9 protein-coding genes are annotated in these 12,703 nt (G+C 59.5%); 3 read left to right on the forward strand and 6 right to left on the reverse strand.

Translation table 11 applies throughout. The annotated features are described in order from the left end of the window. Positions 1–62: 62 nt before the first annotated feature. A complete protein-coding gene (locus tag LGH74_RS09130; RefSeq protein WP_226174856.1) occupies positions 63–2,879 on the forward strand; it encodes a S8 family peptidase in 2,817 nt (938 codons plus the stop codon). A gap of 112 nt (positions 2,880–2,991) precedes the next feature. Here LGH74_RS09130 and LGH74_RS09135 read toward each other — a convergent pair whose 3' ends face one another. Continuing rightward, positions 2,992–3,336 (reverse strand): hypothetical protein, encoded by a 345-nt coding sequence (locus LGH74_RS09135; RefSeq protein WP_226174858.1) that lies wholly within the window; start codon positions 3,334–3,336, stop codon positions 2,992–2,994. Between the two features lie 545 nt (positions 3,337–3,881). On the opposite strand from LGH74_RS09135, the gene LGH74_RS09140 reads away from it, so the two are divergent. Together LGH74_RS09140 and LGH74_RS09145 are read left to right on the forward strand one after the other, a co-directional pair. After that, complete coding sequence (locus LGH74_RS09140; RefSeq protein ID WP_226174860.1) at positions 3,882–4,097, forward strand: hypothetical protein; 216 nt, start codon at positions 3,882–3,884, stop codon at positions 4,095–4,097. Positions 4,098–4,268: 171 nt separating this feature from the next. Further along, on the forward strand, positions 4,269–4,679 hold the full coding sequence (locus tag LGH74_RS09145; RefSeq protein ID WP_226174862.1) for a hypothetical protein: 411 nt from the start codon (positions 4,269–4,271) through the stop codon (positions 4,677–4,679). A gap of 29 nt (positions 4,680–4,708) precedes the next feature. Here the strand turns inward: LGH74_RS09145 and LGH74_RS09150 are convergent, their stop codons facing one another. The 5 genes from LGH74_RS09150 to LGH74_RS09170 all read right to left on the reverse strand — a co-directional run bounded on the left by LGH74_RS09150 (position 4,709) and on the right by LGH74_RS09170 (position 12,555). Then, a complete protein-coding gene (locus LGH74_RS09150; protein WP_226174864.1) occupies positions 4,709–7,597 on the reverse strand; it encodes an MSEP-CTERM sorting domain-containing protein in 2,889 nt (962 codons plus the stop codon). Between the two features lie 241 nt (positions 7,598–7,838). After that, positions 7,839–8,309 carry a hypothetical protein gene (locus LGH74_RS09155; protein ID WP_226174866.1) on the reverse strand — a complete coding sequence of 157 codons (471 nt, stop codon included), beginning with the start codon at positions 8,307–8,309 and terminating at the stop codon, positions 7,839–7,841. A 206-nt stretch (positions 8,310–8,515) separates the two neighbouring features. Next, the gene (locus tag LGH74_RS09160) at positions 8,516–9,478 is read right to left on the reverse strand and encodes an XAC2610-related protein (protein WP_226174868.1); all 963 of its coding nucleotides are present in this window, start codon (positions 9,476–9,478) and stop codon (positions 8,516–8,518) included. 54 nt (positions 9,479–9,532) lie between these two features. Further along, a complete protein-coding gene (locus tag LGH74_RS09165; protein ID WP_226174870.1) occupies positions 9,533–10,189 on the reverse strand; it encodes a DUF3885 domain-containing protein in 657 nt (218 codons plus the stop codon). A gap of 71 nt (positions 10,190–10,260) precedes the next feature. Continuing rightward, a complete protein-coding gene (locus LGH74_RS09170; protein ID WP_226174872.1) occupies positions 10,261–12,555 on the reverse strand; it encodes an aconitate hydratase in 2,295 nt (764 codons plus the stop codon). Positions 12,556–12,703 lie beyond the last annotated feature (148 nt).

Genomic DNA, 12,703 nt, shown 5'->3' on the forward strand with positions numbered 1-12,703 from the left:
CAAGTACGCCTGCCCGGGACTAAATTTACGTACCTAACCGGGAACCGTTTACCCCGCCTGCTATGCCCCAACTGCTACGTTTCGTTCTTTTTCTGGGGCTGCTCGGCGCCACTTTTTCCGGTTTTGCCCAGGAGGCCGGTACCCAGCCGCTGCCGGGCACGCTGGTCTTTAAGCTCAAGCCCGAGTTCAAAGCTCAGGCCGCACCCGACAACGTAGCTATTCCGGCCCTACAACGGGTGTTGGAGCAACTCGGGGCCACGAAGCTGCGCCAGAAATTCCCGCGCACGTTGCCCGCCAGCACCGAGCTGCCCGGCTCCGTGGATCTGCAGCTGGTGTACCAGATTCAACTGAAGGCCGATATGCCGCTGGCCAAAGCCTGCCGGGCGCTGCTGCAAACCGGCGCGCTGGAATACGCCGAGCCGCTGAACTTCCGCCCCCCGCTCTACCAGCCCAACGACCCGCTCGCCGACTCGACCAACACGGCCGGGCAGTTTTACCTGAAAAACATTCAGGCCTACCGCGCCTGGGACGTAACCAAGGGCGACACGAGCGTGGTCATCGGCATCACCGACACCGGCACGCGCTACAGCCACGAGGATTTGCGCAACCAGCTCAAGAAGAACTACGCCGACCCCATCGACGGCCTTGATAACGACAATGACGGCTACGTGGACAATTTCCGCGGCTGGGACGTGGCCGACAACGACAACGACGCATCTATCAATATGGCCGTGTTTCAACCCGTGCACGGCATTCTGGTAACCGGCTGCGCCGTGGCCCAGCCCGACAACGGCGTGGGCCTGGCCGGCGTGGGCTTCAAGTGTAAGTACCTGCCGCTCAAGATTTACCCCAACACGGCTACCGGCAGCTTTGCCGGCTTCGAGGCCATTGTGTACGCTGCCGACCATGGCTGCCAGGTCATCAACGTAAGCTGGGGCAGCCCCGGCAGCCGCTCCCAGTTCGAGCAGGACGTTATTACCTACGCCACCATCAACCGCAATGCCGTGGTGGTGGCCGCCGCCGGCAACACCAACGCCGAGCTGGACTTCTACCCCGCCAGCTACGACCACGTCATTTCGGTGGCGGCCCTGGCCCCGAACGACGAGAAGTCGGGCCCGGCAACGTATAGCAGCCACGTTTCGCTGAGCGCGCCCGGCGAGCAGGTGCTGACGATTCTGGGCAACAACGACAGCGACTATTACCCCGTCAACGGTTCCTCTTTTGCCTCGCCCCTAGTGGCCGGGGCCGCCGCACTGGTGCGCACCCGCTTTCCGCAGTTCACCGCCGAGCAGGTAGCGGCCCAATTGCGCCAGACTGCCGACGACATTTACACGCTGCCCGGCAACTCCACGCTACGCGGCAAGCTCGGCACCGGTCGCCTGAACGTGCACCACGCCGTGAGTCAGACCGACCGGCGCGAGGCCCGTATTCTGAGCAGCCAGCTGCTGCCCGCCCGCCAGGCCTACCAGCCCAACGACACGTTTCAGTTGGCCGTAACGCTGCAAAATCTGCTGCAGCCAGTGTCGAATCTTACCGTTACGCTTACTTCGCTTTCCCCCTACCTTACCGTACGCCGGGGCACTTTCGCAGCTGGCACGCTGGCCACGCTGGCCCGTACCACCAACTCGGCCGCGCCATTTCGGCTGGTAGTGGCCGGCGCGGTGCCCATCAACACCCGGGCCGAGCTGCGCTACCGCCTCACAGCCGACAACGGCTATCAGTCTGACCAGTTCTTGGTAGTTACGCTCAACCCCGACTACGTGGTGCTTGATGCCAGTGACCTGCACCTCACGCTCACCAGTCGGGGCAATCTGGGCTACGACGGACTGGGCTCCGACCTGGGCCAGAGCGTGACTTACAAAGGTGGCGCGCCGCTGCTCTACGAAGGCGGCCTGATGGTAGCCACCTCGCCCACCCGCGTGGCCGACCGGGTGCGCAACGAGCGGAATCAAGCCAACCAGGATTTCTACTCCCTGAGCCAGATAGCCCTTAGCCGCCAGCCCTTGCGGGCCACCCAGGAAGCCCAGGGAATATTTCAGGACTCCCTGCCCAGTGCCAAGCGCACCGGCACCGTGGGAGTGCGCATCAGGCAGCGCGGCTACGCCTGGGCCTCCCCCGCCGACCGTGACTACGCCATTGTGGAGTATCAGCTCAAAAACATAACGCCCGACACGCTCAAACCCCTGTACGCCGGTCTGTTTATGGACTGGGACGTGGTGCCCGAGGCCGGCCGCAACGCCGCTGACTGGGACTCGGTGCGGACCCTGGGCTACGCCTACGACCGGGAAAATCCGATGGTATACGCCGGCGTTAAGCTGCTGCGGGGCGGAAAGGCGACGTGCTATTCCATCAACAACAACTCCACCATCACGGCCGTGCGCCTCGGCGACGGTTTCAGCAGCGCCGAAAAGTACCTTACCCTCAGCAATAAAGCCCGCCTGAGCTCGGTAGGCTTCAACTCCGGTACCGATGTGTCGCAGGTGGTGGGGGCCGAGCTGGTACGCCTGGCCCCCGGCGACTCGGTGGTGGTGGCGTTTGCCGTGCTGGGCGCTCCTACGCTGGCGGCGCTGCAAACGGCCGCCGATGCCGCTCAGGCCCGTTATAACCTGGTACTGCCCACACGACCGGCCAAAAATCTGCTTTTGTGGCAGGCTTACCCCAATCCGGCCCGCACGCAGCTGCGGGTAGAGCTGCCGGCTGGCGCTGGCTATACCCAACTATCGTTGCTCACCACGCTGGGACAACTGGTCAGGCAGCAGGCCGTAGTAGGTTCCGGCAGCCAGATTGACGTCCGCACCCTGCCGGCCGGCATCTACGTGCTGCAGGTAGCGGGGCCAGCGGGCGTACTGTCGCGGCGGGTGGTAGTGGGCCCAGAGTAGCAGACGAGTCTGTTTGGCATTGCCCTGGCCTTGCTACAGCTTCAGAATGGAAACAAAAAGAGGTCCTGACCGAAAGTCAGGACCTCTTTTTGTTTGGGTACAGCAGAACGTTTTATAAGGCCAGGGCCAGCCATTCCTCATCAGTCAGGCCGTAGTCGGCGGGGTTGGCGCGCAGCAGTTGGTGGCGGTCCAGCAACTCAGCTACGGGCCGGGGCACTACCAGAAAATGCCGGGCCATGTTCTCCAGGGCTTTGCGGCCCCGCCGGATCCAGAAGGTACCCCGCGCCGGATGCACCTGCACCGTTGGATCAATGACCAAGGCCGCCTGCAGCCATTCATCGGCCGGGGCTATCGTGGTATTCTGGTCATCGCCCAGCTCCTGACGCAAAAACTGGACGAAGCGGCGCTGCAGGGCAACGGGCAAAGCCGAAAACAGGCATGGTGCGGTGGTATTCATAACAGGGCAGACAATCAGGGTGGAGAATACTATTGGATACGTGTTATAGCCATTTCGGATGCCAAAAAGCCAACAGAATCGGCACAGGAATTAAATACCGCAACACGAGCAGCTTTTTACAGCCATTGGGGCAGCCAACCCACGCAGTCGTGGGGCTCTACTAGCGGCCGTAGTGACGGAAAATTCTGAGCTTGTTGGGATATAGCCAGTAACCTTGGCCGAAGCTTTTGGCAAAGTCAATTGGCACAATGCTGACTGCTTGCAAGTAGATCATTATATAGCTCATTATCAATAGTTAGTATATATAGCCCCTATTGCAGCTAACCAAATTAGTAATATTTTTATGAAAATTCGTTATTCAGTTCCTAGGCGGATTTTTACCGCATTCTATTATTTCCTTTAATATTATTTTAATCCTAGTATTGAGGATCATTATGCCTATAATTCATCGTATTTTTCTACCTAATATTTTTAGTCTAGCAATAATATTCGTATTTTTGGATATGCGTAGAACGAAGCAAGCCAATCTTCCTTTTCCTCTTCCCATGCAGCAGTATGCTCGCTGCATTGATGCCTCCCGTCGGCCCACCGACCATATCGGTGACTGGCCGGCACCAGGTGCGGTGTACCCGGTGCAGTACCGCCCCAATGCCCGTACCGGTCAGCTACAGGTGCATGTGCTGGGCTTTTATGCCGAGCGGCCCTACGGCGCGTTCAACTTTCAACGGTTTGAGCCGGTAGCCCAGCTCTGGCTCAACTAGTATCCAGCGTCCCTCCTTTTCATTAGCCACCCGATTCGGGTGGCTTTTTTGTTACCCACACTACCCGCCGTTGGCTATTGCGGCGGCCGGTTTGCCCGCTCCGGCCCGGCTGGTCGCCTTATTTACCCGGCACCGTGCTGGATTTTTAGCCGCCTTGCTTTTCTTTACGGCATGCCCGAGCCTATCAACCAGATTTACAGCATTCCGGCCCCCTACCGCCGCATGGAAAATATGCACATCCTGTTCTGGCTACTCAAAGACATCGGCTGGTGCATGCTCTGGAAGCCCCTGGGGTTGGTCATGATTTTTCCCACGCTCATCATTGCCATCGTCATCACCTGGCGCACCCGCGACATGAAAGCCGAGCTGGCCCACAATCTGGCCATTGTGTTCTGGATTTCGGCCAACTCCTACTGGATGATCAGTGAGTTTGCGGGCTTCGATACGGTCCGGATCTGGGGTAGCCTCACGGGCAAGCACCTGGCCCTCATTCCCTTCCTGACCGGCCTGCTCGTGCTGCTCTACTATTATCTGGTGCAGAAGCCGCGGGAAAAACAGGCCGGGCAGTTGGCTACGCAATAAGGCGCAGGCGGCTCTACGCGGCGTTTTCCTCAGCTCACGCCGGCCCGCTTCCGGCGGCGCAAGCGGCGAATACCCAGTGCGGCACCCGCGGCCAGCAGCAGCGAAGCACCACCATCAATAGGCACTTCCGTCACGGCTGGCTCAGTGCTTTCATCTAGGTCGAGAGCGGTATTGGCTTTCAATACTTCGTCCTGCTTGCGGCGCAGGGCCGCTTTCTGGGCCTCGTTTTCCAGGGCCAGATAAGCAGTAAAGGGCGTCAGAATGCCGGCCCGGAAGCTGGCCTGCACAAAGGGAACCCGCTGCTCGTCGGTAGCCTCGGGGTGGAAAGCCTGCCATTGCTGGTAGCCGTGCAGCAGCAGGCCCATTTGCCAGCGGCTGGTGCCCGCCCCCGGCTGCGGCAGCGCTACCTGCTGCTCATTGAGCACAATATCAGCCGATTCGTCATCGGGCAGGTAGGCCCGGACGTGGGCAACATCGGGCCAGGCCCGCACTGGCACGGGTAGCACAGGCTGTGAGGTAGCCATTTGCCCAGCCCGGCTATTGGAGCGGAGCGAATGGACAGCAAGACTATCGTCCGCACCCAGCACATAAAACTGGTCCGTTTCGGGGTAGGCACTGCTCAGCTCCGCCAGGTTTTGGCCCAGAATTGCCTTGTGCAGGCTATCCGTTACCACTGCAATCAGCGGATAGGTAGCAGCAGAACTTTGCCGGGCTTTAAACAGCAGCTGGCGCAACGCCCCATCCAAGTAAAAGCCACCCGTGCTTTCGTGCCTGGCGAGTTGCTCCTGCCATTTTTCAGTGGGTGCTACGGGCGTGGCATACGCATCTACCAGCGTAAACCGGGCTTGCGCAGTGGCGGCTTCCTGGGCAAAGTGCCGGTTGATGCGGGCCGCATACGCCGCCTTGCCGTTACCCTGCCCAGCCGACGCATCCAGCAGGAAATGATAATAAGGCTTACGCTGCACCAGCGGCAGGGCTTTTTTGGCGGCGGCACTCACGTATACCACTGCCTGGTCGGGCGTGGCTACGGGCCGGGCCAGGGGCTGAGCAGAGGAGTCGCCGAGCAGCACCGTGCGGCCATCTACCGTCAGGCGCACCGGTTCCTTGTGCAGCAGCTGAATGCCGGTGGTGCGGGCTACGTTCCCCGCCACCGGAAACACGCGCAGGCTTACGTGGCGGGCATCAAGGTAGCTGAGCAGGCCCGGGTCCCGGTTCTGGTTTTCGTTCAGAATCTGGGCGTAAACCCAGGCCGCCGTGCGTTTTTCGGCCAGAACCCCCGGTTCTCGCCGGCCATTGATGTCGAGGTAATAGTCGCCGACCCAGCAGCCGACCGGCAGCTCCAAACTGGTGCTGTACTCGCCGTTGCTCAGCCGGGCGTCGGTGTTGGCCACCGTCAGATCGAGCCAGCTTACCCAGGCCTGCTGCCGGGCATCGTAGCGGCTGCGGGTGGTAAGGCTTGTGAGGGCCGGGCGGCCGGACGCATTGCCCGGCCGCTCGTTGCCGGCGAAGCGCTGCCACTGGGGCTGCTCGTACTCCGGCTCCTGGGCCGCACCCAGAAACAGCTGCTCTAGGGACGTAATCTTGTCGTCGGACAGCGTCAGGTTGTCGAGCACCAGCCAGTTAAAATACATCGACAGGTAGGGCACGTGGCTGGAGGAAAAGTCGTTGGCGCGCTCCTTATGCTGTTTGATGACGTTCAGAGTACGGGCCAGCGCCTGCTCGTCGAGGTGGTAGCGCCGGGTGTAGTCGGGCGTGTAGCGGTAGTCCAGCGCCTCGTGCAACACCCAGCGGTTATGCAGGTATTGCCCCGTGATGATAAGCGGCAGCGTGAGCCCACCGGCTACCAACCCGGCCCGCAACCAGCGCCGGGCGAAAAAGCCTGTCAAAAACTCCAGATCAGCGGCCAACTCGTGCACGTGCAGCACCAGTAGCAGCAGCGGCGCCAGCATCAAAAAACCGGCCCCGATGAGAATAACGGCCAGAATGGACAGTGGCAAAAATGGCAGGAAGACGATGAAAAAGTAGAACGTGTAGCCAAACAGCACGCTCCGCCCCAGAAACACCGCCAGCCGCCGCCACCGGTCGGGGCTGTCGGGCAGGCACAGCAGCAGGCCGTTGAGCACCGCCAGGGCGTAAAACCACGGGCTGTTGAAGTTGCCAAACACGCCCCGGTCGTGGCTGCCGGAGCCGCCAAACATGTTGCCCAGCAAGAAACCATTGTTGACTAGCAGGCCCAGCATTGGTAGCACCAGGCTGATCAGCACCTTCCAGAGCAGGTGCAGCTCGGCATCTTCGGCCCGCCGCATTGCCAGAATGTAGGCCCCGCGCACCAGGAAAAACAGAAAGCAAAACGAGCAGCTAATCAGTAAAACAGCCAGCAGCGGCCCCTCCCACGACCGCTCGAACCGCTCCAGCATGGTAGAAGGCAGCCACATAAGCACGTACAAGGCAGCCGGTGCAGCAAAAGCCAGAGCAAAGTTCAGAGCGGCCGTGTGCGACCGGTCGGCGGGCGTGAGTCGCACTACCAACGCAAACATGGCGTGGGCCAGCGTGGGCATGATAAACGTGACGACGTAGATGGCCAGGTCGGTGGGCACCATCCAACGGGGCACCGCAAACGGCACAATCTCCGAGTCGTGGCCGATATAGAGCAGCGCGAAGGTGGTGTAGGCCACCAGAGCCAGGGCGCTGTAGACCCACTCTACCGGCCGACCGCGCCGCAGCTGCACCAGGGCGTAAGTCAATGTACTCAGCCCTAGCCCCGCCAGGGCCAACGCAAACTGCTGCCACAGCACCAGGCTAGCGGGCGGCAGCAGGCTCTGAATAACCGTGAACTGGCCGTAGCACAGCCCCGCCAGGAGTACCAGTGGCAGCGTGTTGAGCAGCAGAAGCCACTTGGGATTGAGCAGGTTGCGCATACGAACTTAGCAGAAAGATACGTTGTGGTAAAGCACAGCAAACATATATCAAAGAACTTTGTAATACAAAGCATATTTTCAGCCGGCGGAATCAATTACCCTTGGCAGTGAAGATGTGTCGACAAGCAGGCAACCGATGAAGCATAACTGCTCTGGATTTTCAGACCCAAACAGCTGATGCCACAAAAAAGGCTGCCTCCCGCGCGGAAAGCAGCCTTTCAGCCGACAGAAAGCCTCTGTACTACTGATATTTCACGTCTATTTCCACTCCTATCTGCTCCCCGGGATTCAGCTTGGGCACCAGGGCGTGGTAGGTGATGTTGGGCGCTTCGGTGGTCAGACCCTGCCGAAACTCGACGTGCAGCATGGGCTTGCTGGTAACACAGTCGCGCCGGAAGGTGTAGTTGATGCCCGCGTTGCCGCTCGACAGCCCTTTCTTGCCGATGACCAGATCATAGGTCGTAAAATCAATCAGGGGGTGGCAGGGGCCGCTTACTAGCTGGTCGAATTCAACCTGGGAGCGAATAACCGTGTGCGTTTCCGACAGGTTGATAGTAAGGTTGCGCCGGGTATCCTGGCAGCCGTACTCACCCTCCAGGCTTTTTACCGGGAGCGGGGTGCTGGTGCAGGGCTCCATTTCGCACTCGGTCTTGCAGCCGCCAAGCAGCGTTAGGACCAGCAAGAATCCGGGGGAGTAAGCCAGTGGTTTCATACGAAGAAGCTATATAGTGAAAGACAGGAACTCGTATTTACCAGAGCCGCAGCCAGCTGCAAAGGTTGCACGCCTCCCCCCTACTCCTGTTTCCGGTGGCCAATGGCGTCCGAGTGGCCGCTCCCGGCAGAGGCGCTATTGGAGGTTTTCGAGCTTGGCAGTCAGCAGCGGCTGTAAGCTACCTTTTTTGGACGTTGCGGCACCGGTCAGCACGCGGTTTTGGCGCCGGAGCGGGCGGTTACCGTCATGGTGCCGGCGGCCGTTTCGCTGATAACGTAGGCGGCCGGCCCATTGAAAAACTCCAAGCTGACATCTGGCCCGGTGCGGCGCAAGGCAAACGGCACTTCGGTAGGGTCCACGTCGAGCCCGGGAAAGACAAACTCCACCGTGTCGTCTTTGCGCAGCAGCGCGTAGTAAAGCCGGGTGTCATCGGTAGTAAAAAGCATCACCTGCTTATCACTGTCGGCCACCTGAAACGAGCAGATAATCCGAATATCCGGACTGTCCAGAATGATTTGCCGCGTATTGGCCGTCACCACGTAGCGGCTGCCATTCCACACTTCCTCGGAATGCTCGCTAAACGGGTACTGGGTCATCTGATCAGTAACGCGCCGCACCAGAAACGGCTTGTTGTTGCGCACGATAAACTCCGACCACTCGTGCCAGCAGCAGCCGCTCTTAGTCATCACGCTCAGGCGCTTGGCCTTGGCATCGGTGCTGAACATACCGCAGTATTCCTGGGCCAGGGCCGTAAAAGCTGGACTGGGCACAAAGCCCGTAGCTGTGCCCAGATACACCTGAAACGAGGGGCCGTGGTAGCAGCTATTTTGCCCGTCTTGCAAGGCCAGATCCAGTCGCCCGTCGAAGTTGAAGTCGTTGCTGATAATCAGGCTTTGCTCACCGTAGGGCAGCTCTAGCACGTTGGATTCCGCCTTGCCATTATGCGTAAACAAAGCCAACTCATCCGACGTGACCTTCAGCACCTGCTTGCGGGTTTTTTTGTCGTAAATAGCCACCCAGCCCGGGCTGAATACTTCCGCCGTATCGGCCAGGTATATTTTGCCGAAGTAGGCCTTCGAAAAGTCGTCGACGCGGTATTGCCGCTGGGCCCAGGCGGCGGGGCTGCAACAGAAAAACAGGAGTAGCAGCGTAACAAAGCGGATAAGCATGGAGCGTAGTGAAAAGTAGTTCCGGGTATGGCAGCGGGCAAACCGCGGCGAAACTTAGCGGAAATACTTGTCAATCTCCGGGCGGTGGTAGTCCACTATCCACTCGTTGTGCTGCTGGTACAAGGGCCTGATAGTGTCGGCCGCGTTACTTCCCACTATGCAGCCCCGGTCGTCATACATGTAGAAGATTCGGTTGGTTTGCGGGTCAATAAAGAATATCCTTTCCTCCAAAGCCGGCTTAAATCCCATTTCCAGATTGGCAATTCCCCGCAGGATATTTTCAACGGCTATATCCTTCTGCCGGACCTTCCCAATGATGAGCCGAATCTGGTCTTTGGCTAGTTCTGCATTGTCCGGGTCTACTGCCTCGCCAGCCTCATTACCAGTATCAACCATTTCCAGCTGATTGTAAAAGCGGGCATATACGGCAGCGGGAAACTGCTGCTCCAGGTAGTCCCGGGTGGCCCCGTAAAAACTCTCATCCTGATACTCATAGATTAACACCCAAAGTTCGGCGTCGGAGTTTGTAAATGTCTCCCGGAAAATAGTAGCGGCGCGTTGGCTTGCTTGCTCTACCCGTTGCTGAGTGCCGTTTGGTAGCTCGCCGCCCAATTCGAAGCGAATATGTACCTGCCCGCCTAGCGCATAATCATGGCTGATGTCACCGGCTCCGAAAGTGGCGGATAGATACTGCTGTAGTTCTGCTTTCATGAGAATTCCTTAAAACAAAACGGCCGCCCAATAGCTGGGCGGCCGTTTTTACTTCTGCATTGAAGCGAAGCCTACTTCTGCGACAACTGCGCCGAGCCGGCTTCTTTCAGGCGGATCAGGTTCAGGGCCGAGCCGGCTTTAAACCACTCAATCTGACCCTGGTTGTAGGTGTGGTTCAGATAGATGAGGTCCGTGTCGCCGTCGGTATGGTGCAGGCGGGCCTGCAGCGGAACACCGGGAGCAAACGACGTCAGGCCGAGGATGTCGATGGTGTCGCCTTCCTCAATCAGGTCGTAGTCGGCCTTGTTGGCGAAAGTCAGACCCAGCATACCCTGCTTTTTGAGGTTGGTTTCGTGAATCCGAGCAAAGCTCTTCACGATAACCGCCCGTACGCCAAGGTGGCGGGGCTCCATGGCGGCATGCTCGCGCGAGGAGCCTTCACCGTAGTTCTCGTCGCCGATAACCACCGTGCCGATACCCATCGACTTGTAGTTGCGGGCCACCTGCGGAACCGTGTTGTAGGTGTCACCCTGGGCCACGAAATCCCGCACCTTGTTGGCTTCCCCGTTGAAGGCGTTGGTGGCGCCGATGAGCATGTTGTTCGAGATATTGTCGAGGTGGCCGCGGTATTTCAGCCACGGGCCGGCCATCGAAATATGGTCGGTGGTGCACTTGCCCTGGGCCTTGATGAGCAGGCGCAGACCCAGCAGGTCGGTGCCTTCCCACGGCTTGAAGGGCTCGAGCAGCTCCAGGCGGTCCGACGTAGGATCCACGAGGACCTGTACGCCCGTGCCGTCTTCGGCGGGAGCCTGGTAGCCGGCATCTTCCACGGCGTAGCCCTGGGGCGGCATTTCCACGCCCTGGGGCTCATCAAAGCGCACCTGCTGGCCGTCTTTGGTCGTGAGCGTGTCGGTGAGGGGGTTAAAGGTCAAATCACCGGCAATGGCGAAGGCCGTTACGATTTCGGGCGAGGCCACGAAAGCGTGGGTGTTCGGGTTGCCGTCGTTGCGCTTGGCGAAGTTGCGGTTGAACGAGGTGATAATCGAGTTGCGACGCTTGGGGTCGTCGGTGTGGCGGGCCCACTGGCCGATGCACGGACCGCAGGCGTTAGCTAGCACCACGCCGCCCATCTGGGCGAAGGTGTCGAGCAGACCGTCGCGCTCCACGGTGTAGCGCACCAGCTCCGAACCGGGCGTTACGGTGAATTCAGCGTTTACCGTCAGGCCTTTGGTGACGGCCTGGTTGGCAATGCTGGCGGCGCGGGTGATGTCCTCGTAGCTGGAGTTGGTGCACGAGCCGATCAGGCCTACTTCCAGCTTCTCGGGCCAGCCGTGCTCTTTTACGGCGGCGGCAAACTGCGAAATCGGCCAGGCGGCGTCCGGCGTGAACGGGCCGTTCACGTAGGGCTCCAGCTCGGAGAGGTTGATTTCGATGAGCTGGTCGTAGTAAGCGGCGGGGTTGGCGTACACCTCGTCGTCGGCGCGCAGGTTGTGCGCAACGGCAGCGGCGGCTTCGGCAATTTCGGCCCGCTCGGTTCCGCGCAGGTAGTCGCCCATCTTCTCATCGTAGCTGAAGACCGAGGTGGTAGCCCCGATTTCCGCGCCCATGTTGCAGATGGTGCCTTTGCCGGTAGCTGACAGGTTGTTGGCGCCTTCGCCGAAGTATTCCACAATAGCACCGGTGCCGCCCTTTACGGTCAGGATGCCGGCTACTTTCAGGATTACGTCTTTGGCCGAGGTCCAGCCCGAGAGCTTACCGGTCAGCTTCACGCCGATTACTTTCGGGAATTTCAGCTCCCAGGCCATGCCCGCCATTACGTCGACGGCATCGGCGCCACCAACGCCGATGGCAATCATGCCCAGACCGCCGGCGTTGGGCGTGTGGGAGTCAGTGCCGATCATCATGCCGCCGGGGAAGGCGTAGTTTTCGAGCACTACCTGGTGAATGATACCGGCACCGGGCTTCCAGAAGCCGATGCCGTATTTATTGGAAACCGAAGCCAGGAAATCATAGACTTCGCGGTTTTCGTCGTTGGCCACGGCCAAATCCTCGTTGGCACCGTCGCGGGCCTGGATGAGGTGGTCGCAGTGTACGGTGCTGGGCACGGCCACCTGGGGCTTGCCGGCCTGCATAAACTGAAGCAGAGCCATCTGGGCGGTGGCATCCTGCATTGCGACACGGTCGGGGGCAAAATCGACGTAGGAAACGCCCCGCTCAAAAGCCTGAGTTACAGTACCGCCATACAAGTGAGCGTACAGAATTTTCTCGGTCAGCGTGAGCGGGCGGCCAACAGCGGTACGAGCAGCATCAATACGCTGGCCCATACCGGCATACACGGCCTGAATCATTTCTAAGTCAAACGCCATAGTCAGAAGGGAAAAAGTGAAATAGGTAAGGCTCCTGCAAGCAGGTACGCAAATATAGGTGGCAGTCGTTGCGCTGCCCAAAATTTATCTTGGCCACCTATCTTTAAAACCAAGTACGCCCGTTGGTAGTTTTGGGCCGAATTATCTT

This window comes from Hymenobacter lucidus (assembly GCF_020447265.1).
Lineage (GTDB): Bacteria > Bacteroidota > Bacteroidia > Cytophagales > Hymenobacteraceae > Hymenobacter > Hymenobacter lucidus.